At 70.3% G+C, this 19708-nt stretch carries 19 protein-coding genes, 1 other RNA gene and 1 pseudogene; 11 read left to right on the forward strand and 10 right to left on the reverse strand.

Features of this window, described 5'->3' with window-relative positions:
- Positions 1 to 82 precede the first annotated feature (82 nt).
- Both OG828_RS34775 and OG828_RS34780 read right to left on the reverse strand, forming a co-directional pair.
- On the reverse strand, positions 83 to 1381 hold the full coding sequence (locus tag OG828_RS34775) for an RNA-guided endonuclease InsQ/TnpB family protein (protein ID WP_328503401.1): 1299 nt from the start codon (positions 1379 to 1381) through the stop codon (positions 83 to 85).
- A 111-nt stretch (positions 1382 to 1492) separates the two neighbouring features.
- The gene (locus OG828_RS34780) at positions 1493 to 1675 is read right to left on the reverse strand and encodes a hypothetical protein (RefSeq protein ID WP_328503402.1); all 183 of its coding nucleotides are present in this window, start codon (positions 1673 to 1675) and stop codon (positions 1493 to 1495) included.
- 266 nt (positions 1676 to 1941) lie between these two features.
- Between OG828_RS34780 and OG828_RS34785 the strand changes: the two genes are divergently transcribed.
- From OG828_RS34785 to OG828_RS34795, 3 genes are read left to right on the forward strand one after another with little or no spacing between them, the layout of a single operon-like run.
- Positions 1942 to 2829, forward strand: coding sequence for a MaoC/PaaZ C-terminal domain-containing protein (locus tag OG828_RS34785; protein ID WP_328503403.1), 888 nt, complete (start codon positions 1942 to 1944; stop codon positions 2827 to 2829).
- Between the two features lie 49 nt (positions 2830 to 2878).
- The gene (locus tag OG828_RS34790; protein ID WP_328503404.1) at positions 2879 to 3955 is read left to right on the forward strand and encodes a Zn-dependent alcohol dehydrogenase; all 1077 of its coding nucleotides are present in this window, start codon (positions 2879 to 2881) and stop codon (positions 3953 to 3955) included.
- Positions 3956 to 3988: 33 nt separating this feature from the next.
- Positions 3989 to 4918, forward strand: coding sequence for a 3-oxoacyl-ACP reductase (locus OG828_RS34795; RefSeq protein ID WP_328503405.1), 930 nt, complete (start codon positions 3989 to 3991; stop codon positions 4916 to 4918).
- Positions 4919 to 4992: 74 nt separating this feature from the next.
- Here the strand turns inward: OG828_RS34795 and OG828_RS34800 are convergent, their stop codons facing one another.
- The 3 genes from OG828_RS34800 to OG828_RS34810 form a co-directional block, all read right to left on the reverse strand.
- Positions 4993 to 6687 (reverse strand): IS1182 family transposase, encoded by a 1695-nt coding sequence (locus OG828_RS34800; protein ID WP_328441959.1) that lies wholly within the window; start codon positions 6685 to 6687, stop codon positions 4993 to 4995.
- 129 nt (positions 6688 to 6816) lie between these two features.
- Positions 6817 to 6972, reverse strand: a complete 156-nt coding sequence (locus OG828_RS34805) for a hypothetical protein (RefSeq protein WP_301979588.1) — start codon at positions 6970 to 6972, stop codon at positions 6817 to 6819.
- A gap of 105 nt (positions 6973 to 7077) precedes the next feature.
- A complete protein-coding gene (locus OG828_RS34810; RefSeq protein ID WP_328503406.1) occupies positions 7078 to 8298 on the reverse strand; it encodes a hypothetical protein in 1221 nt (406 codons plus the stop codon).
- A gap of 198 nt (positions 8299 to 8496) precedes the next feature.
- Here OG828_RS34810 and OG828_RS34815 point away from each other — a divergent pair, with 198 nt between their 5' ends.
- Genes OG828_RS34815 through OG828_RS34825 form a run of 3 tightly spaced genes read left to right on the forward strand, consistent with a single transcriptional unit; the run spans position 8497 to position 11422 of the window.
- Entirely contained in the window at positions 8497 to 9336 is an 840-nt protein-coding gene (locus OG828_RS34815; RefSeq protein ID WP_328503407.1) for a Nif3-like dinuclear metal center hexameric protein, read from the forward strand.
- Complete coding sequence (locus OG828_RS34820) at positions 9333 to 10076, forward strand: zinc ribbon domain-containing protein (protein WP_328504994.1); 744 nt, start codon at positions 9333 to 9335, stop codon at positions 10074 to 10076. Before OG828_RS34815 ends, OG828_RS34820 begins: the two co-directional genes overlap by 4 nt.
- 20 nt (positions 10077 to 10096) lie before the next feature.
- The gene (locus OG828_RS34825) at positions 10097 to 11422 is read left to right on the forward strand and encodes a bifunctional RNase H/acid phosphatase (protein ID WP_328504995.1); all 1326 of its coding nucleotides are present in this window, start codon (positions 10097 to 10099) and stop codon (positions 11420 to 11422) included.
- Here the strand turns inward: OG828_RS34825 and OG828_RS34830 are convergent.
- A complete protein-coding gene (locus OG828_RS34830) occupies positions 11397 to 12062 on the reverse strand; it encodes a bifunctional 4-hydroxy-2-oxoglutarate aldolase/2-dehydro-3-deoxy-phosphogluconate aldolase (protein ID WP_328503408.1) in 666 nt (221 codons plus the stop codon). The two genes, OG828_RS34825 and OG828_RS34830, sit on opposite strands and share 26 nt — an antisense overlap.
- A 43-nt stretch (positions 12063 to 12105) precedes the next feature.
- On the reverse strand, positions 12106 to 12888 hold the full coding sequence (gene yaaA / locus OG828_RS34835) for a peroxide stress protein YaaA (RefSeq protein ID WP_328503409.1): 783 nt from the start codon (positions 12886 to 12888) through the stop codon (positions 12106 to 12108).
- Positions 12889 to 12986: 98 nt separating this feature from the next.
- Between yaaA and OG828_RS34840 the strand changes: the two genes are divergently transcribed.
- A complete protein-coding gene (locus OG828_RS34840; protein WP_328503410.1) occupies positions 12987 to 14408 on the forward strand; it encodes an RNB domain-containing ribonuclease in 1422 nt (473 codons plus the stop codon).
- On the opposite strand, the gene OG828_RS34845 is transcribed toward OG828_RS34840, so the two are convergent.
- Both OG828_RS34845 and OG828_RS34850 read right to left on the reverse strand, forming a co-directional pair.
- Positions 14359 to 14976: a hypothetical protein gene (locus tag OG828_RS34845; RefSeq protein WP_328503411.1), complete on the reverse strand. Its 618-nt coding sequence runs from the start codon at positions 14974 to 14976 to the stop codon at positions 14359 to 14361. The two genes, OG828_RS34840 and OG828_RS34845, sit on opposite strands and share 50 nt — an antisense overlap.
- Positions 14973 to 15728, reverse strand: a complete 756-nt coding sequence (locus OG828_RS34850) for a MerR family transcriptional regulator (protein ID WP_328503412.1) — start codon at positions 15726 to 15728, stop codon at positions 14973 to 14975. Before OG828_RS34850 ends, OG828_RS34845 begins: the two co-directional genes overlap by 4 nt.
- Positions 15729 to 15887: 159 nt before the next feature.
- Here OG828_RS34850 and OG828_RS34855 point away from each other — a divergent pair, with 159 nt between their 5' ends.
- The 4 genes and pseudogenes from OG828_RS34855 to rnpB all read left to right on the forward strand — a co-directional run bounded on the left by OG828_RS34855 (position 15888) and on the right by rnpB (position 18691).
- On the forward strand, positions 15888 to 16466 hold the full coding sequence (locus OG828_RS34855; RefSeq protein WP_328503413.1) for a Uma2 family endonuclease: 579 nt from the start codon (positions 15888 to 15890) through the stop codon (positions 16464 to 16466).
- 25 nt (positions 16467 to 16491) lie between these two features.
- The gene (locus tag OG828_RS34860; RefSeq protein ID WP_328503414.1) at positions 16492 to 17322 is read left to right on the forward strand and encodes an AraC family transcriptional regulator; all 831 of its coding nucleotides are present in this window, start codon (positions 16492 to 16494) and stop codon (positions 17320 to 17322) included.
- A gap of 51 nt (positions 17323 to 17373) precedes the next feature.
- Positions 17374 to 18123 (forward strand): annotated as a pseudogene (locus OG828_RS49655) (DMT family transporter); the annotation flags it as partial.
- Positions 18124 to 18277: 154 nt separating this feature from the next.
- An RNA gene (gene rnpB / locus OG828_RS34875) (RNase P RNA component class A) lies at positions 18278 to 18691 on the forward strand.
- Positions 18692 to 18882: 191 nt separating this feature from the next.
- Here rnpB and OG828_RS34880 read toward each other — a convergent pair.
- The gene (locus OG828_RS34880; RefSeq protein ID WP_328503416.1) at positions 18883 to 19671 is read right to left on the reverse strand and encodes a glucose 1-dehydrogenase; all 789 of its coding nucleotides are present in this window, start codon (positions 19669 to 19671) and stop codon (positions 18883 to 18885) included.
- Positions 19672 to 19708 lie beyond the last annotated feature (37 nt).

Below are 19708 nucleotides of genomic sequence, written 5' to 3' on the forward strand. Positions count from 1 at the left end.
TGCTGCGATCTACGATCACCGGATGGACGAGGAGGTGGACCCGGATGGACCGGCACATACGCACGTTGACATCCTCCCCGTCTTAAAAGAGGGAGATTCCAACCCTGGTGGGTTGAGGTTCACGGGCGCTCGAACGGCTGGTGGCCGCTGTCACCCCTCCGGCACCGGCTGAGCGCCGGGGGCGGGGGATCCCGCCCTGTCCTGCCGCGACGTTGATGCTTGCGTTCTCATCGGCGTTGCAGGTGAACCCGCAGGACACACAGACGAAGTCGGCTTGGCTCTTGCGCGACTTCTTCTCGATCCATCCGCAGGCGGAGCAACGCAGAGACGTGAAGGGTGCGGGGATGTCCTCGACCCGGCCCGGAGCCTTGTCCTGCGTGCGTCGCCGGAGCAGCCCCCAGCCCTGGGCGAGGATCGCCCGGTTCAGCCCGGCCTTTTGGCGTACGTTCTTGCCGGGCTGCTCGACAGTCCCCGTCGCCGAGCGGGTCATGTTCTTGATGTTCAGCTTCTCGAACCGCACCAGATCGTACGTCTTGGCGATCATGGTGCTGGTCTTCTCGCACCAGTCCTTGCGCCGGGCAGCTTCGCGCGCCTTGAGCTTGGCGGCCTTGGCGTACTCGGTGGCCTTGGCCTCGCTGCCTCTGGGGGCGCGGGCAGCACGCCGCTGGTGCTTGCGGATCTGTGCGCGCTCCTTGACCGTGAGCTGCGGGCAGTTCAGTTTCCGCCCGTCCGAGAGGGCGGCGGTGATCTTCACTCCCCGGTCGATGCCAATGACCTCACCCGTGCCGGGTGGGTCAGCCGGCTCGGGAACGACGGCGAACGCGAGATGCCACTGCCCGTTGCGGAAGGTGACCCGGAACGTCTTCGCCGCGGGCAGGCGGGCACCCTTGCCCTTGCGGGACAGGCGCAAGCGCACCCAGCCGCAGCCGGGCACCTTCACCTGCGCCCAGCGCCGGTTCAGCTTCTGCACCACGACCGACCGGCCCATGACGTGCTTGCCCTTGGCATTCAGCTTCGGGGTGCCGTCCGCCTCGAACTCCGGTACGCGGTCGGTGCCGATGACACGGAAGCCTTCATGCCGGAACTTCTTACGCCAGGTCGGTTCACCGAACCCGGAGGCGAACCGGGCGTTCTTGGCCTTGGCGAAGTCCTTCAGGGCCTGCTGCTGGACGTCCGCGTTACCAGCGCGCAGCCATGCGTTGTCATGCCGGGCCTCGGTGAGCTGGCGGCACTGCTCAGCGAATCCGGGCGCGGCCCCGCGCCCCTTGTACCAGTGCGAGTGCTGCTCGACGGCGAGGTTCCAGACGTAGCGGGCGTGCGCGCAGTGGTCAAGCATGATGCTCGCCTGCTCGCTCGTCGGGTACATCCGGAAGCGTGACATGCTCGTGAACCTAGCCCTCACGTTCACCGACCGGGCAGGCTATCGATCACCATCACCCGTGCGAGTGACCGCTCCCGGCTGCCGACCCGGCCGCCACCGGCCATAGGGCCCTCAACTCCCCGTCACCAGATCGAGCCCGTCGACTGCCCGTACCGCACCGAAGGTCTTGACCGCCCCCATGAAGAACACGGCCACCTCCGTGAACGACACGGCCACCTCCGTGAACGACACGGCCACCTCCGTAAAGGACACAGCCGCCCCTGCGAAGACCCCGGCATGTTCTGTCTGCGTCATGACCTCGACGCTACGGACCCGCGACACCGGCAGGGCAGATGCGCTTGTACGGACTCCCACGGGACAAATGTCATAGCCCGCCCGGCCCGACATGCGTCTGACACCCTGTCAGGAGTCTTCACAACTACAGAGCCCTGGGCTATACAGAGGGCGCCGGACTGGAACGCGTTCTAGGTCGGCCAGTGAACGACCTCGGTGCGGCCGACGGTGCGGACGGCCGCGCCGAGGTTCTCTGCCCGGGAGAGTCGTCAGGAGTCCTGAGCCCTATGCCCATCGACGCAGCCAAGGCGCTCGCCGCCGAACCCCGTTCCGGCGAGATCGCCTGGGACCACAAGGATGTGCAGCTGTACCACCTGGGGGTGGGCGCCGGCGTGAATCCGGACAAGGAGAACCCCGCCACGGACCCCGACGAACTGCGCTACACCCTGGAATCCCGGCTGCACGTCCTGCCGAGCTTCGCCACCGTCGCGGGCAGCGGCTCACCCGGCGTGATCAGCAGCTTGTCCATGCCCGGCGTCGAGGTCGACCTGGCCCGTGTCCTGCACGGCGGCCAGTCCCTGACCCTGCACCGCCCGATCCCGGTCAAGGGCACCGCCACCGCCATCGGCCGGATCGCCGCCGTCTACGACAAGGGCAAGGCCGCCGTCCTCGTCATGCGCACCGAAGTCACCGACGCCGAGGGCCCGTTGTGGACCAACGACGCGCAGATCTTCGTACGGGGAGAAGGCGGGTGGGGCGGCGACCGCGGGCCGTCCGCGCGCCTCGAACCGCCCGCCGGTGAGCCGGACAAGGTCGTCGAGCGGCCGATCCGTCAGGACCAGGCCCTCCTCTACCGCCTCTCCGGCGACTGGAACCCGCTGCACGCCGACCCGGAGTTCGCCAAGGTCGCCGGGTTCGAGCGGCCCATCCTGCACGGGCTGTGCACCTACGGCATGACGCTCAAGGCGGTCGTCGACACGCTGCTCGGCGGCGACACCGCCCGCGTGCGGTCGTACGCCACACGGTTCGCCGGGGTCGTTTACCCGGGCGAGACCCTGCGCATCCGCATGTGGCGCGAGGGCGCAGATGCCGTCCGGGTCGCCGTCAGCGCGGTCGAGCGGGACGACGCGCCCGTCCTCGCCGACACAGTCGTCACCATCGCCGAACACCCGTGAGCACCGTCCAGCACTCGTGAGCCAAGAGCCTTCCGAGGGGAGCCGCACCATGCGCGCAGCCGTACTGCACGAGATCGGCCAGGACAAACTCGACGTCCTCGACGACGTCGAGGCGGTGGGCTTCGGCCCCGGACGGGTCAGGGTCCGGGTGCGGGCCACCGGGCTGTGCCACTCGGACCTGTCCGCGATGAACGGCGTACTGCCCCAGCCCGCGCCCTTCGTGCCGGGCCACGAGGGCGCGGGCGAGGTCCTCGAAGTCGGCGACGGTGTAACCGACTTGAGCGTCGGCGACCGGGTGGTCCTGTGCTGGCTGCCCGCCTGCGGCACCTGCCCCGCCTGCAAGCGCGGACAGACCGAGCTGTGTCTGGCCGGGTTCATGAACGCGGGCACCCCCAACTTCAAGCGCCCCGGCGGTGACGTCTTCGGCATGGCGGGCACCGGAACCTTCACCGAGGAGGTCGTCGTCGACGCCCGGTGCGCGGTGCCGATCCCGGACGACGTGCCCTTCGACATCGCCGCGCTCATCGGCTGCGGCGTGACGACTGGGCTGGGCGCGGCTCTCAACACGGCCGATGTGGAGGCCGGTTCGTCGGTCGCCGTGATCGGGTGCGGCGGGGTCGGGGTCTCCGCCATCCAGGGGGCCCGGCTGAAGGGCGCCGCCGAGATAGTCGCCGTGGACCCGGTCGCCTCGCGCCGCGAGTCCGCGCTCAAGTTCGGTGCCACGAAGGCCGTTTCGCCGGACGAGCTGCCCGACGTCAAGCAGCACGTCACCGCCGGCGAGGGCTTCGACTACGTCTTCGAGGTCGTCGGCAAGGCCGCCACCGCCCGCACCGCCTACGAGAACACCCGGCGCGGCGGCACCCTCGTCGTCGTCGGCGCGGGCGCCATGGACGACTTCCTCCAGCTCAACATGTTCGAGCTGTTCTTCGACGAGAAGCGCATCCTGCCGTCCCTGTACGGCGGCGGCGACGTCCTGCGCTCCTACGAGCGGACGATCTCCCTCTGGCGGGCCGGCCGGATCGACCTGGAGGGACTGATCACGCACCGCGTCCCGTTCGCCGACATCAACGAGGCCCTCGACCAGATGCGGACGGGCACGGCACTGCGCACGTGCATCGAGATCTGAGCAACGTCTGTAGCCCTTCGCGAAAGGACCTTGATGTCACTGCCACTTGAGGGCCTGTCGGCCGTCGTCACCGGCGCCGGACGCGGTCTGGGCCGGGCCGAGGCGCTGGAACTCGCCCGGCTCGGCGCGGCCGTCGTCGTCAACGACTACGGACAGCCCGGCCGCGACGGCTCCGGCGAGGCGTCCGCCGCCCCCGCCGAGGAGGTCGCCGCCGAGATCCGCAAGGCGGGCGGCACGGCACTCGCCCACACCGCGGACGTCGCCGACTTCCAACAGGCCCGCGCACTCGTGGAGTTGGCGGTCGAGGAGTTCGGCAAGCTGGACATCCTCGTCAACAACGCGGGCATCCTGCGCGACCGTATGGTCTTCTCCATGACCGAGGACGAGTGGGACTCGGTGATACGGGTCCACCTCAAGGGCCACTTCAACACCACCCACTTCGCCTCCGCACACTGGCGCGAGCGCTCCAAGGCGGCCGGCGGGCCGGTGTACGGGCGGATCGTGAACACCTCCTCGGAGGCCTTCCTCGCCGGCTCCGCGGGACAGCCCAACTACGCGGCCGCAAAGGGCGGAATCGTCGGCCTCACCACCTCCACCGCCCTCGCCCTGGCCAAGTACGGCGTGACGGCCAACGCGATCTGCCCGCGCGCCCGCACCCGGATGACGGAGGACGTCTTCCCCGACGTGTCCGACGGCGGTCTCGACCCCCTCGCCCCCGAACACGTCGCCCCCCTCGTCGGCTACCTGGCCTCCCCGGCCGCCGCCCGCGTCAACGGCCAGCTGCTCGTCGTCCACGGCGGCATGGTCGCGATCGTCGAACGGCCGCGTGTCCAGGCGCAGTTCGACAGCAAGCAGGAGGCCTTCACGTACGAGGAGCTGGACGCCGTACTCACGCAGCACTACGCGGACACGAAGGGGGAGACGTTCGCGGCGACGGAAGTGCTCGGTCTCAAACGCGGGTAGCGCGTTCTGCAGCCCGTTCTGCAGCTCCTTTCTACGACAACGGCCCCGCCCGTCCACTGGACGGACGCTGTTGGTTAATTCGGGGCCGGGCACTTCGCCCCGCTGGCCGCTTCTTGGTCGGCGGGGCGAAGTGCTGCGAAGTGGCTGATGCGAGTGCGGGCTCGTGGTGTGTCGATGAGGTGGGCGTCGATGCGGGCGAGGTTGATCGCGGCGCCAGTGAGCTGGTGCTGGAGGCTGGTTTTGGCCAGGCCTCGGTAGCGGGACCTGCGCAGGCCGCAGCGTAGGACGGCCTGGGACATGGTGCCCTCGACACCGGCGCGGATCTGGTAGCGCTCCTTCCAGGCGTCGGTCTGCTGTTCCGCCCTGGCCGCATGCAGCGCGTGGTGTTCGTCCTGGCGGCGTAGCCGCAGTTCACGGGGTCGTTTGGCGTTGGTGGTGTTGATGCACGCCTGTCGCATGGTGCAGGGGCGGCAGTCGCTCGCCGAGAAGACCACCCGGAGTACCGGCTGGCCGCGCTGGGAGAGCCGTTCGCTCCAGGTGGTGCTGGTGTGGCCGCCAGGGCAGGCGGCCTGCTGCTTGTTCCAGTCGATGGTGAAGGCGTCTTGGGCGAAGCCGTCTTCGGCGCTGGTCTGGGCGCTGTTGTCGGCTTGGATGGGTCCGTGCAGGGCGATGCCGTGGTCGCGTCGGGCGCTGACCAGGGCGGGGGCGGTGGGATAGCCGGCGTCCACCCAGTGTTCGGCGGGCAGGCAGTCACGTGCGGCAAGCTGGGTGTGGATCGTCTCGGCCATCGACCGGTCCTGGACGGTGGCCACGGTCGTGGTGACGTTCGTGATCAGGTTCGGGGCGTCCGGCTCGCAGGTCTCGGTGAAGTGGACCTTGTAGCCGTCCCACATGATGTCGCGTTTGACGCTGCCACGTGCGTCGGTGTCATACGGGGTGACCAGGCGCGTCGCGTTCGGCGGGCGGTCTTTTGGGTCCCTGCGCCGCACCTCGCCCTCCACCAGGTGAAAGTGCTGGATCCACATCTGCCGCAGGACCTCCACCTTGTTCAGGTCGCGCAGGCCATCGGGAGAACGGGGGTCGAAGACAGCTGCCAGCAAGCGCATCCCGTCCCGGCCGATCCGCTCGGCCACCTCGGCCCGCTTCGCGCGGGAGGCGGGAAACCGGGTGTCATCGATCCGGGTGGCGTAGTGCTGGAACCAGTCCGGCTCGGCAATGTCGGCCAGCCAGTCCGGGGCGTTGTGGGCGACCGCGTTGAGTGCCGCACGCAGGGTCTCGGCCACCATCTCCAGCCAGTTCAGCTCCCGTGCGGCGGACAGCACGTGGGTGGAGTCGGTGCGGGCCCGGCCCGAGCTTTTGAGCAGTCCTCGTTCCCTGGCCGCGGCCAGGACACCGTCCATCACCCGCCGCCCGCCGTCCGTGCCGGTCAGGCGGTCTCTGAACTCCGACAGCACCGAGAAGTCGAATCCCGGGTCGTCGAGCTCCAGCCCGAGCGCGTACTTGAAGTCGATCCTGGCGCGGACCGCTTCCGCCGCCTGCCGGTCGGTCAGCCCCTCAACGAACTGCAACACCAGCACCAGCGCCAGCCGCCCCGGCGACCACGCATGCCTGCCCCGGGACGGGAAGAGATCAGCGAACTGCTCATCGGTGAACAACACGCCCAGTTCATCCCGCAGCCGGGTCGCCAGACTGCCCTTCGGGAACGCCGCCCGCGCTACCCGCACCGTCTCCCCGGGGATCTCCCCATCCCCGGCCGAACGCATCGACATCAACACCCACCCCATACGACAACGTCGGTCTTCAAGACCACAACCGAGTCTTGAAGACCGACGTCACGCAGACCCCGAATTAACCAACAGCGTCCGTCCACTGGACGAGCGGGGCCGATCGACCTACCGTCAGGCAGCCGTCTCGGTCTGCTGCTCCACCGGCTTGCGATGACGGCCGCGCGGGGCGGCCTCACCCTCGTGGGACGAGACCGGACCCCGGTGCTTGCCGCGACCGGCGGACTCCTGGGTCTGGGCAGGCTGCTGGGTCGTAGTGGCGTCACTCATCGGAAGAAATTCACCCCGTCAACATGATCCTTCTTACAGCCGGGCAAGCGTAACCAGCACCCCACGCACCGAATCCAGCCGCACACGCCAACCGCCACGAATTCGTTACTCGGCGGCCATACGTCCCGTAAGTGGAGCCTGCTGCAACGGGATGGGACGTTGTGGCTCCGCGGGTTGTGCCGGGTTCTGTTGGTGGTTCTCTGCGGCTTCGTCGTGGCTGGTCGCTCCCCCACTCTCGGCTTCGCTCGAGCGGGGGGACCCCCATCGCGGCGGAGCCGCAGATCGACACAGCCCCGCGCCCCTTTGGGGCGCCTCCCATCGCGCCAATCCGCAGGGCACCGTCCGGGTCGCGTACGGCAGTTGCAGCACCCCGTCCCGCGTGAACACCCCCGCTCCCGCCAACCACCCCTCGGGCCCCGGAAGATGACGCACCCGGCGCTCGCTCGGCCGCCACAGCCCCAGCCAGCTGCTCACCGGCCCGTCGACGCGGAGCGCCACCGCACAGCTCTCCGGCATCAGCATCTGCCCCGGCTGGACGGCGAACGGCGTGACCGTGCAGTCCGCCACCCGCAGGCTCTCCGGGAATCGCACCGGCAGCGTGCTGCCGAGCACCCCCCAGCCCAGCCGGGCCTGCCCCGGCGAGGGCGCGTCGGAGCTGATCAGCAGGAGTCCGCTGTCGGGGTCGGCGAGCAGGAGCCGGTCGTCGCTGTCCGCGGCGATCTGCAGCAGCGGGGACACCTCGCCGCCGCGTTCCAGGTCGACGACGACGGTCTTGGTCCGCCCGCCGGCCTCCCGGTCGAGGGCCAGTATCCGCCCCGTGCGGTCCAGCCACACCCCGCCCGAGCAGCGCCCGGGGATCTCGGCGAGCTGCTCGGGCCCGAAGGCACCGCCCGCCACCAGCCACACGGCGCTGGAACGCCGGCCCACGGCGACGGCGTACGCCTTGTCGCCGCCCGGCGCGGGCGGCAGCAGCCGCAGCCGGGAGCCGGGGTCCGGGCACTCCACGGCCCCCAGCGGCAGCTCACCGGTGCCGGGCCCGGTCGGGTAGAGCAGCGCGAAGACATGCCGTCCGTCCGTGAGGCGCCGGATCAGGACCCGGCCGTCGCTCATCGGCTGCACCTCGGTGCCGGGCTCCTCGGGCTGGTTGCCGGGCAGCGGCACGGCGTACGGCTCGGGTCCGTCCAGGGTCCAGCGCTCCGGGAACAGGGAGTCGCCGTCCGCGGCGAGGCGTGCGGCGTAGCAGCCGTCCACGGTGATCGCGCACCCCGGCGGCGGGGTCGGGTCGTCCTCGTTCTCCGCGGTGGGTTCGATCGCACAGGCCGTCATCGGTCGATCACCTCCGGCGACGAAGCTAGTTTTCGTACGCACAGACGGGGGACCGCCGGGCACCCGTTTCACACATATGGATGGCCACGATTCGATTCGCCTGAGGAAACGGGGGCGGATGTGCTGGACGGGGCGGCGGCCCCGGTGGGCCCCCGGCGCAGGTTCAGCGGCACAGAACCTCCAGGTAGCCTTTGGCGTGTGCCCCGTCTGTCTGAAGTCATCGCCGCGCTGGAGAACGTGTGGCCCGCCGAGCGGGCCGAGTCCTGGGACGCGGTCGGCACCGTCGTGGGCGACCCCGGCCAGGAGGTCGTGAGGGTCCTTTTCGCCGTCGACCCGGTCCAGGAGATCGTCGACGAGGCGGTGAAGCTGGACGCCGACCTGCTGGTCACCCACCATCCGCTCTACCTTCGCGGTACGACGACGGTCGCGGCGTCCCACTTCAAGGGCCGCGTGGTGCACACCCTGATCAAGAACGACATCGCGCTGCACGTCGCCCACACCAACGCCGACACCGCCGACCCGGGCGTCTCCGACGCGCTCGCCGGCGCCCTGGACCTTCGGGTCGTACGACCGCTCGTGCCGGACCCGACCGACCCGTCCGGGCGTCGGGGCCTGGGCCGGATCTGCGAGCTTGACCATCCGCTGCCCCTGCGCGAGTTCGCCGCGCGGGCCGCCGAACGTCTGCCCGCCACCGCGCAGGGCATCCGCGTCGCGGGCGACCCCGAGGCGGTCGTACGGACGATCGCGGTCAGCGGCGGCTCCGGCGACGGCCTCTTCGACGACGTACGCGCGTCCGGTGTCGACGCCTACCTCACCGCAGACCTGCGACACCACCCGGTGTCCGAGGCCCGCGCCCACAGTCCTCTCGCGCTGCTCGACGCGGCGCACTGGGCCACCGAGTGGCCCTGGTGCGAGCTGGCAGCAGCCCAGCTCGACGAGATCTCCGACCGGAATGGCTGGGACCTGCGTGTCCATGTGTCCAAGACGGTCACCGACCCGTGGACCATCCACTCACCGTCAATGGGAGCCCCCAACTGAACGCCGCGCCCGCCGACCAGATCCGACTCCTCGACGTCCAGGACCTCGACGTCCGCCTCCAGCAGCTCGCCCACAAGCGGCGGTCGCTCCCCGAGCACGCCGAGATCGAGTCGCTGACCAAGGACCTCACCCAGCTGCGCGACCTGCTCGTGGCCGCGCAGACCGAGGAGAGCGACTGCGCCCGCGAGCAGATCAAGGCCGAACAGGACGTCGACCAGGTGCGCCAGCGCGCCGTCCGCGACCAGCAGCGCCTCGACTCCGGCGCCGTCACCTCGCCGAAGGACCTGGAGAACCTCCAGCGCGAGATCGCCTCCCTCGCCAAGCGGCAGGGTGACCTCGAGGACGTCGTCCTGGAGGTCATGGAACGCCGCGAGTCCGCACAGGAGCGGGTCGCCGAGCTGACCGAGCGGGTCTCCTCCGTCCAGTCGAAGATCGACGACGCGACGGCCCGCCGGGACGCGGCGTTCGAGTCGCTGGACGGGGACATCGCCTCGGCGACCAAGGAGCGCGAGGTCATCGCCGGGTCCGTCCCCGCCGATCTGCTCAAGCTCTACGAGAAGCTGCGCGAGCAGCAGGGCGGCGTCGGCGCGGCCAAGCTCTACCAGCGCACCTGCCAGGGCTGCCGCCAGGAGCTGGCCATCACCGACATCAACGAGATCCGCGCCGCCGCGCCGGACACGGTGGTGCGGTGCGAGAACTGCCGGCGCATTCTGGTGCGTACGTCCGAGTCGGGCCTCTAGGAGTCTTTCCGGTGTCTCCAGTGCGGGAGTTCATCGTCGAGGCCGACGGCGGGTCACGGGGCAATCCCGGGCCCGCGGGCTACGGCGCCGTGGTGACCGACGCGGCGACCGGGGAGACGCTGGCGGAAGCGTCCGAGTACCTCGGCATCGCGACGAACAACGTCGCCGAGTACCGGGGGCTGCTGGCGGGCCTGCGCGCCGCCCACGCCCTCGACCCCGCCGCCACGGTCCATGTCCGGATGGACTCCAAGCTCGTCGTCGAGCAGATGTCGGGCCGCTGGAAGATCAAGCACCCTGCCATGAAGCCGCTGGCCGCGGAGGCGGCGGCGGTGTTCGGGGCGGGCCAGGTGACGTACGAGTGGATTCCGCGAGAGCTGAACAGACGGGCGGACCGGTTGGCGAACGAGGCGATGGACACCGGTGGTTCCGCGAGTTCTCTGCGCAAGGGAGCGGCGGAGGGGTCGGGCGGCGGACCGGCGGAGGCCGATGCCGAGGGGCCGGGCGCCGGAGGTGCGAAGGCTGACGCCGATGTCCGGGCTGGGAAGGGTGGCGCCGATGTCCGTGCGGCGAAGGCTGGCACCGACGTCCATGCCGGAAAGGCTGACGCCGACGTTCGCGCTGCAAAGGCCGGCGCCGATGTCCGTGCCGCGAAGGCAGATGCCGACGTCCGCGCCGCGCGGAACGTGGCGACGCCGACTGTCGGGTGGGGTGGCGCCGACCTCGGTGCGCCCGCCACGTTCGTGCTGTTGAGGCACGGCGAGACGCCCCTGACGCCGCAGAAGCGTTTCTCGGGGCGTGGCGGTAGCGACCCGTCGTTGTCCGACGTCGGCAGGGAACAGGCCGAACGCGTGGCGGCCGCGCTCGCCCGGCGCGGGACGATCGAGACCGTCCTCGCGTCCCCCCTCGCCCGCACCCGCGAGACCGCCTCAATCGTCGCCGCCCGTCTGGGCCTCGACGTCACCATCGAGGACGGGCTGATCGAGACGGACTTCGGCGCCTGGGAGGGCCTCACCTTCGCCGAGGTGCAGGTGCGCCAACCCGACGACCTGAACGCCTGGCTCGCCTCCCCGGACGCCGAACCGACCGGCGGCGGCGAGAGCTTCGCGGCGACGGCGACGCGGATCGCGGCCACGAGAGACAAGCTGGTGGCGGCGTACGCGGGCCACACGGTCCTGCTGGTCACCCACGTCACACCGATCAAGACGCTCGTACGACTCGCCCTCGGCGCCCCGCCCGAGTCCCTGTTCCGCATGGAACTCTCGGCGGCCTCACTGTCCGCGGTGGCGTACTACGCGGACGGCAACGCGAGCGTACGGCTCCTCAACGACACGTCGCACCTGCGCTGAGCGCCGCCGCCTCCCGGGCCAGCGACTCGATCCGCCCCCAGTCCCGCGCGGCCACCGCATCCTCCGGAAGCATCCAAGTCCCGCCCACACAACCGACGTTGGGCAACGCCAGATACTCGGGAGCCGACGCGAGCCCGATCCCCCCGGTCGGGCAGAACCGCGCCTGCGGCAACGGCCCGGCCAGCGACTTCAGATAGGCCGTACCGCCCGCCGCCTGCGCCGGAAAGAACTTCATCTCCGTCACGCCCCGCTCCAACAGCGCCACGACCTCCGACGTCGTCGACACCCCCGGCAGAAACGGCACCCCGGACGCCCGCATCGCCTCCAGCAGTACGTCCGTCCAGCCCGGGCTCACCAGAAACCGCGCCCCGGCGGCTATGGACTCGTTCACCTGCTCCGGCGTGATGACCGTGCCGGCCCCGACCATCGCGTCCGGTACCTCCCCGGCGATCGCCCGTATCGCGTCCAGCGCGACCGGCGTGCGCAACGTCACCTCGATCGCCGGCAGCCCACCCGCGACCAGCGCCCGCGCGAGCGGAACGGCGTCGGCGGCGTCCTGCACGACGACTACGGGAATGACGGGGGCGAGATCGAGGAGGGAGGCGCTCATGGTCAGTATCGTGCCGTCGGCGAGCATCATGCGCAAAGCTCATTGCGCATGATGCAACGATCGAGATTGATGATCAGTGAATCTCGTCCACCAGCACATCCAGCGCCCAAGCCGCCCCCGCCTTCACCGGCCGCTCCGCCTCCACCACATACCGGAGGTCCCGCAGCGCCTCCACCAGCTCAGCCGGCCCCTTCGGCGAAACCCCGCCCGCCAGCAGACTCCGTACGATCCGCCCCTTCGTCGCCTTGTTGAAGTGGCTGACGACCTTCCGTGTCGGCGCATGCAGCACCCGCACGGTCGCCGTCCGCCCGGCCACCTCACCCTTCGGCTTCCAGGCAGCCGCATAGGCGGAAGACCGCAGATCCAGCACCAGCCCACTCCCAGCGACTTCGGGCAGAACGTCGGCCATCGGCGCACGCCAGTGCGCGCCCAGCGCCCCGAGCCCCGGCAGCTTCACACCCATCGAGCAGCGGTACGAGGGAATCCGGTCCGTCACCCGCACGGCACCCCAGAGCCCCGAGAAGACCAGCAGAGAGCGCCCCGCCCGCCGCTTCGCCGCCGTATCGAGGGAGGCCAGGTCCAGAGCGTCGTACAACACACCGGTGTAGATCTCCCCGGCGGACCGCGTCCCCGCCGTCCGCAGCTCCGTGTTCTTGGCGGCCTCGCCCCGCAGCCCCTCACTCAGCCCGAGCACCTCGCGCGCCTTCTCCTCGTCCCCCGCGCACAGCTCGACGAGTTCGCCGAGAACGGCCTCACGGGCCGGCGTCAGCCCGGGCAGCGACAGCGACTCAAGCTTCAGCGGGGCGCCACGGCCGGACGAGGCCTTGCCTTCGGAAGGCGGCAGCAGGACGAGCACGGGTTCTCCTTCGGTTTCGGGCTTCGCGACAGCGTACGGCTCACATCGACAGGGCCCCGCACCGGCATACAAGCCGAATTGTGCCTAGGCTCATGGGTATGCCCCGCCGCCACATCCGCGTGACCGGCGCCCCCGAAGCCCCCCTCCGGGCCGCCCTCACCGCGCTGCGTACCGAACTCGGCGTCTCCGAGAGCTTCCCGCCCGAAGCCGTCCCGGCCACACCCGCCGTGCCGGAGTACGACGCCACCGACATCCCCCTCTTCACCATCGACCCACCCACCTCCACCGACCTCGACCAGGCGATGCACCTCTCCCGCCAGGGCACCGGCTACCGCGTCCGGTACGCCATCGCCGACGTCGCCGCCTTCGTCGTACCCGGGTCACCGCTGGACCTGGAGACCCACCGCCGCGTGACCACCCTGTACTTCCCGGACGGAAAGATCCCGCTGCACCCGGTGCTGCTGAGCGAAGGCGCGGCGAGTCTGCTGCCGGACCAGCCCCGCCCGGCCGCCCTGTGGACCATCGACCTCGACGCGGACGGCCGCACGCTCGCCGTCGACGTCCGCCGGGCCCTGGTCCGCAGCCGCGCCAAGCTGGACTACGCGGGCGTACAGAAGCAGATCGACGCCAGGACGGCCGAGGAACCGCTCGCGCTGCTCAAGGAGATCGGGGAGACGAGGGAACGCCTGGAGATCGAACGCGGCGGCATCTCGCTCACCGTGCCCGAGCAGGAGATCGTAGAGCGCGACCACACCTACGAACTGAACTACCGCGCCCCACTCCCCGCCGACGGCTGGAACGCCCAGATCTCCCTGCTCACGGGAATGGCGGCCGCGGATCTGATGCTGGGCGCCGGCACCGGCGTACTCCGCACCCTGCCCGCCGCCCCCGACGGCGCCGTCGGCCGCCTCCGCCGTACCGCCCACGCCCTGCACATCAACTGGCCGCACCATGTCTCGTACGCGGCCCTGATCCGCTCCCTCGACCCGCACCGCCCGCACCACGCGGCGTTCCTCCTCGAGTGCACGACGCTGCTGCGCGGCGCGGGCTACACGGTCTTCTGGAACGGCCTCCTGCCGGACATCACCACGCACTCCGCGGTCGCGGCCCCCTACGCCCACTGCACGGCCCCCCTCCGCCGCCTCGCCGACCGCTACGCCACCGAGATCTGCCTGGCGACGGTTTCCGGAGGTGCCGTGCCCGAATGGGTACTCGCCGCCCTCGACACCCTCCCCAAGGAGATGGCCGACGGCACGCGGAGGGCGGGCCAGGTGGAGCGCGCCTGCGTGGACACCGTGGAGGCGGCGCTGCTCAAGGACCGGGTGGGGGAGTTCTTCGACGGGTGCGTGGTGGATGTGGAGGAACGCCGTCCGACGGTGGGGAAGGTCCAGTTGGACTCCCCGGCGGTGGTCGCCCCCATCGAGAGCGACGCCGAGCCCCTGCCCCTCGGCGAACGCCTCCGCGTCCGTCTCACCCAAGCGGATCCGGCAGCGGCGAGGGTGCGTTTCGCGCCTGCGTGACCGCTTCTTTAATTTCCTGTACGAGGCTGTCGGCGTCGTCGGCGTGCAGCCGGACGAGTCGGATGGTCTTCTGCCGCCCGAAGAAGGTGAAGTGGGTGACGGGCTCGGTGAGTTCGATCGTGACATCGGTCTGCGAGCCGACGGGGATGTCGAGTTCACCGTCGGTGCGCTGGTGCGTGGTCCGCAGCTCCCGTCGTACGGAAGCGATGTGGGTGACGGGGATGCGCAGATCGACGTGAGCGGCGTAACGGACGCGGAGCGAGCCGTCGTTGAGCACATGGGGCCGTACGACCGAGGCGGCGTGCAGGCCGACGATGACGACGACGCCGTACAGGTCCAGGACGAGCACGATCCGGTCGACGGTCGGCCAGTGACGCAGCAGGACGGACATCGTCAGCGTCTCGATCACGCACACGAACGCGAACCCGAACATCACGGCGCCCTGCCCGCGCGCGTAGCCGAAGGCCTGCCCGCCGCCGCCCGTCCCGTGCCGTCGCTTGGTGACCCACAGCACCAGGCTGACGAGCAGCCGCAGCTCATGCCGGAGGAGGGCAAGGACTGTCCTCATCGGGCCTCCCCGGTCACGATCCGCAGCGCGCGCCGGATCGCCTCCGCCTGCGCGGGCGCGAAGTCGGCGTAGAAGGCGCGCAGGAAGCTGTCGTCGTGGTCGATACCGATGTCGTCAGGGAGCAGCTCGCGGGGGATGCAGTCGGCGAGGGCGCGGGCGGCCTCGTCCACGCGGGGGTCGTCGGTGGGGGAGTCGGCGAGGGCGTCGAGGAGGGCGTAGACCGCGAGGGCCTGTTCGACACCGCCGGGTGTGGCCAGGGCACTGCCGAGCAGGCCCATCAGCCGCGCGCGTTCCTCCGGGTGGGCCGTGGTCTCGATGAGCGCGAGCAGCTCGCGGTCCTTGGCGGCCATGGGGGATGCGTCGGGGTGGGCCATCTCGGCGAACAGCGCGGTCAGTTCGGGCGAGACCGGCCCTTCGGCGGGCAGCTCCTCCTCGGAGTCGAGGAGCGCACGGAGCCGCGCCCGGCGATCCCGGATGGCTGCTTCCTGCCGGGCCAGATCCTCGTCCAGCTCGGTGAGCACCTCGGCGAGGTCCCGGCCCGCGTCATCCGCGAGGACGTCCCGCACCTCCGTGAGCCCGAGCCCCAGCTCGGTCAGCCGCCGGATCCGGGCGAGCACGACGGCGTGCCGCAGCGTGTAATTCCGGTAGCCGTTCGACAGCCGCTCCGGCTCGGGCAGCAGGCCCAGGTGGTGATAATGCCGCACGGTGCGCGTGGTGACACCGACGGCTGTGGCGAGTTCTCCGATCCGCATGGCTTCAGTAGAGACGTTGACGTTGCGGCAGGGTCAAGCGAGACGTGTCCTGACGGTGATCGTGATCGTGTGCCACGATCGAGGGAACAGTTCCCGATCTCATGGACGGGAGAATCCCCGATGTCCGAGTCTGGCGACCGACCGAGGGAGGGGCGTGACATGACTGCCATGGCACACGAGTCGCTCACGCAGGCGGAGGTCCTGCTGGAGGGCTTTCTGGCCCTGGACACACCGGAGGGTTTCCGGGCGGAACTGATCGAGGGGGAGATCGTTGTGACGCCGCCGCCGGACGGGGATCACGAGGACTACATCGGGCTGATCGTGAACCAGGTGATCAGGCGGTCCCGCACCGACATGCAGTTCTCCGGGAACAAGGGGTTGAAGCTGCGAAGCGGAGGTGGCTGCCCCAAGGACCACGTGATCCCGGACGGCACGTTCGCTCCCATGGAACTGCGGCTCTACCGTGGCGCCGACTCCTGGATGCCGTGCGACGGCGTCGCCATGGTGCTGGAGGTGACCTCCACCAAGCCCAAGGCCGACCGCGAGACCAAACGTCGCTGCTACGCCCGCGGCGGCATCCCTCTCTACCTGCTCGTCGACCGCGAGGCTGCTCAGATCACGCTGTTCAGCGAACCGGAGAAGGACGACTACCGCCAGCACTGCACACTCCCCCTGGGTAAAGGGCTGGCCCTCCCTGAGCCCTTCGCCTTCGAACTGGACACCACCGAGTTCCTCTGATCCCCTCGGACTGAGGGGGTGCGAGGTGAGTACACGGGAACAGGCCAGCTGGACCAGGGCGCGGCTCGGTCACTGTGGTCCACCGCTCGATCTGCTGACCGCCCGCTTCGACCGGCACGTCTACGCCTCGCACACGCACGAGGAATTCAGCATCGGCATCTGCGTCGGCGGCTCCGAGGTCATCGACTACCGGGGCGACCACCTCCGCCCCGGCCCGGGCTCCATCGTCGTACTCGCCCCCGGCGAGATGCACACCGGCCGCCCCGCCGCGTCCGACGGCTACGCCTACCGAGCCCTGTACCCCGACCCGTCCCTCCTCACCGAAGGCACCCTCGGCAACGGCCTCCCGTACTTCCGCGAGCCCCTCCTCGACGACCCCGAACTCGCCACCGCCCTCAGCCGCGCCCACACCGAACTCAGCGCCTGCCCCGACCCGTTGGAGGCCGAGTCCCGCCTCCCGTGGCTGCTCACGGCGCTGACCCGCCGCCACTCGACGGCCCGAGCGGCGAAGGACGTCGTGCCCGGTGCCGCGCACATCGCCCATGTCGTACGCGACCGGCTCGCCGACGAGCTCCTGGCGCCCCCTTCCCTCGCCGAGCTCGCCGCCGACCTGGGGCTGTCCCGCTACCAACTCCTCCGGGCCTTCCGTACGACGATGGGGATACCGCCGTACGCATGGCTGGCCCAGCACCGGGTGGGCCGGGCCCGCGGACTGCTGGAGTCCGGAATGCGGCCGGGTGAGGTCGCGGGGGCGGTAGGCTTCGCCGATCAGGCGCATCTGACCCGCTGGTTCCGGCGGGTGCTGGGGGTGACGCCGGCGGCGTACCGCAACAGCGTTCAAGACGGGCGCCGCTGATCCGGTGAGCATGGCCGCATGACTGCACGCGGCTGGTTTCTGTTCTCCCTGATGGGAGTGGTCTGGGGCATCCCCTACCTGCTGATCAAGGTGGCGGTGGACGCGGACTTGTCCCCGTCGACGGTGGTGTTCACGCGCTGCGCGCTAGGCGCTGCCCTGCTCCTGCCCTTCGCGATACGCCAGGGCGGCCTGCCCGGCACGATACGGACGCACTGGCGCCCGATGCTCGCCTTCGCGTGCATCGAGATCATCGGCCCCTGGTGGACCCTGACCGACGCCGAACGCCACCTGTCCAGCTCCACGGCGGGCCTGCTGATCGCCGGAGTCCCGATCGTGGGACTGGCCCTGGCCCGCTTCTTCGGTGACACGGAGAGGCTGGGGGTACGGCGTGCGACGGGCCTCGCGCTCGGGTTGGCCGGCGTGGGAGTCCTCACGGTCCCGCACCTGACCGGCGGCGACGCCCGCTCCCTGGCCGAGGTCTTCGTCACGGTGCTCGGCTACGCGACCGCCCCCCTGATCGCCGCGCGCTACCTCAAGGACGTCCCGACCCTCCAGCTCATCGCCCCGTGCCTGGCCCTCGCGGCCCTGGTCTACGCCCCCGCGGCAGCGGTGACCCGGCCGCCCGCGATGCCCTCGACCTCGGTCCTGGCCGCCTTGGCCGCCCTGGGTGCCGTCTGCACCGCGGTCGCCTTCGTGGCCTTCCTGGAGCTGATCAAGGAGGCGGGCCCGACCAGGGCGACGGTCTTCACGTACGTCAACCCGGCGGTCGCGGTGGCAGCGGGTGCGATCTTCCTCGACGAGCCGCTGACGGCGGGCATCGCCGCGGCGTTCACGCTGATCCTGGCGGGCTCGGTGCTGGCGACGTCGGCGGCGGGCCCGAGGGAGGGATCGAGGAACGGATCTAGGAAGGGATCGAGGAAGGCCCCACGCCCGGTAGCATGGTCGACACGGCAGACGAGCCGGGCGGACGGCCGCGTGGAGGTTCCTATGGACCTCCCCGAGGAACGTCCGGGCTCCACAGGGCAGGGTGGTGGCTAACGGCCACCCGGGGTGACCCGCGGGACAGTGCCACAGAAAGCAAACCGCCCAGCGTTCAGGCGCTGGGTAAGGGTGAAACGGTGGTGTAAGAGACCACCAGCGCCTGAGGTGACTCAGGCGGCTAGGTAAACCCCACCCGGAGCAAGGTCAAGAGGAGCCGCCTCTTCGAAAAGAAGAGCGACTCTGCGCGGACGTCCGAGGGCTGCCCGCCCGAGTCCGCGGGTAGACCGCACGAGACCGGCGGCAACGCCGGTCCTAGATGGATGGCCGTCGCTCCAGGGTCCGCGAGGACCCCGGAGGACAGAACCCGGCGTACAGCCCGACTCGTCTGTCGGCAGGGCTCTGACCTGGGCTTATGGCCCGGTCGGGGCCTTTTCCCGCGTTCGGGCCCATCCCGCTTCTGCCTGCGAGTTCCCGGGAGTTCCGGGAGTTCCCGCGCCAGTGTGCAGAGGGACTTCGCGGGGACTTCGCGCCGCAGGGCGGAGCCGGCACGGTCAGTACGCTCCGTAGCGCAATGCCGGCTCAAGCTGCGATGTCGGCTTCGGGCTGGAGGGCAGGGCCGAGCAGTAGACCCCCGTCCAGGACGAATTCGGAGCCCGTGGCGAAAGACGCGTCCTGGGAGGTGATGAAGAGCAACAGGCGGGTGATGTCGGCGGGTTCGGCCAGGCGGGGGATGGCGAAGGGGGCGGGTGAATAGAAGTCGGCGATGGCCGGCTGGCCTGCGACGGTGGGTTCGTTGATCAGCGGTGTGGAGACGACGCCGGGGTGGATCGAGTTGACCCGGATGTTGTCCCGTCCCAGCTCCAGCGCGGCCGTCTTGGTCAGCCCGCGCACGGCCCACTTGCTGGCGGTGTAGGGGGCGTAGAAAGCCGTGCCTACGTGGGCCATGGTCGAGGCGATGTTGACGATGGTTCCGCCGCCGCCCCTGCGCATCGACGGAGCCACAGCCCTGATGCCGAGGAACTGACCGGTGACGTTGACACTGAAGGTCTGCTCCCAGGCACGGAGTTCGGTGTGTTCGATAGGGGCCGCCGGGTTCTGGACGCCCGCGTTGTTCACCAGGATGCTGACCGGCCCGAAGTGGCCTTCGACTTCGCGCACCGCCGCCGCCCAGTCGTCCTCGCTGGCGACATCCAGGTGAACGGACAGAGCCCGATGACCGAGCTGAGCAGCGAGTTCGCGGCCGGCGTCGTCGTCGCGGCCGGCGATGACGACGTTCGCCCCCTCGGCGTGGTAGCCCCGCACATGGCTGCTGCCCATGCCGCCGCTGCCGCCCGTGACGATGACGGTCTGGCCCTCGAAGCGTCCCATGATGCGTCCTTCCAGGTTTGCATGAATGGTGAGTCGA

The organism is Streptomyces sp. NBC_00457 (assembly GCF_036014015.1).
Taxonomy (GTDB): Bacteria; Actinomycetota; Actinomycetes; order Streptomycetales; family Streptomycetaceae; genus Streptomyces.

Coding starts and splice junctions, on each gene's coding strand:
- OG828_RS34775 (WP_328503401.1), bottom strand. CDS start 1,381: ATGTCACGCTTCCGGATGTACCCGACGAGCGAGCAGGCGAGCATCATG.
- OG828_RS34780 (WP_328503402.1), bottom strand. CDS start 1,675: ATGACGCAGACAGAACATGCCGGGGTCTTCGCAGGGGCGGCTGTGTCC.
- OG828_RS34785 (WP_328503403.1), top strand. CDS start 1,942: ATGCCCATCGACGCAGCCAAGGCGCTCGCCGCCGAACCCCGTTCCGGC.
- OG828_RS34790 (WP_328503404.1), top strand. CDS start 2,879: ATGCGCGCAGCCGTACTGCACGAGATCGGCCAGGACAAACTCGACGTC.
- OG828_RS34795 (WP_328503405.1), top strand. CDS start 3,989: ATGTCACTGCCACTTGAGGGCCTGTCGGCCGTCGTCACCGGCGCCGGA.
- OG828_RS34800 (WP_328441959.1), bottom strand. CDS start 6,687: ATGTCGATGCGTTCGGCCGGGGATGGGGAGATCCCCGGGGAGACGGTG.
- OG828_RS34805 (WP_301979588.1), bottom strand. CDS start 6,972: ATGAGTGACGCCACTACGACCCAGCAGCCTGCCCAGACCCAGGAGTCC.
- OG828_RS34810 (WP_328503406.1), bottom strand. CDS start 8,298: ATGACGGCCTGTGCGATCGAACCCACCGCGGAGAACGAGGACGACCCG.
- OG828_RS34830 (WP_328503408.1), bottom strand. CDS start 12,062: ATGATGCTCGCCGACGGCACGATACTGACCATGAGCGCCTCCCTCCTC.
- OG828_RS34840 (WP_328503410.1), top strand. CDS start 12,987: ATGCCCCGCCGCCACATCCGCGTGACCGGCGCCCCCGAAGCCCCCCTC.
- OG828_RS34845 (WP_328503411.1), bottom strand. CDS start 14,976: ATGAGGACAGTCCTTGCCCTCCTCCGGCATGAGCTGCGGCTGCTCGTC.
- OG828_RS34850 (WP_328503412.1), bottom strand. CDS start 15,728: ATGCGGATCGGAGAACTCGCCACAGCCGTCGGTGTCACCACGCGCACC.
- OG828_RS34855 (WP_328503413.1), top strand. CDS start 15,888: ATGACTGCCATGGCACACGAGTCGCTCACGCAGGCGGAGGTCCTGCTG.
- OG828_RS34880 (WP_328503416.1), bottom strand. CDS start 19,671: ATGGGACGCTTCGAGGGCCAGACCGTCATCGTCACGGGCGGCAGCGGC.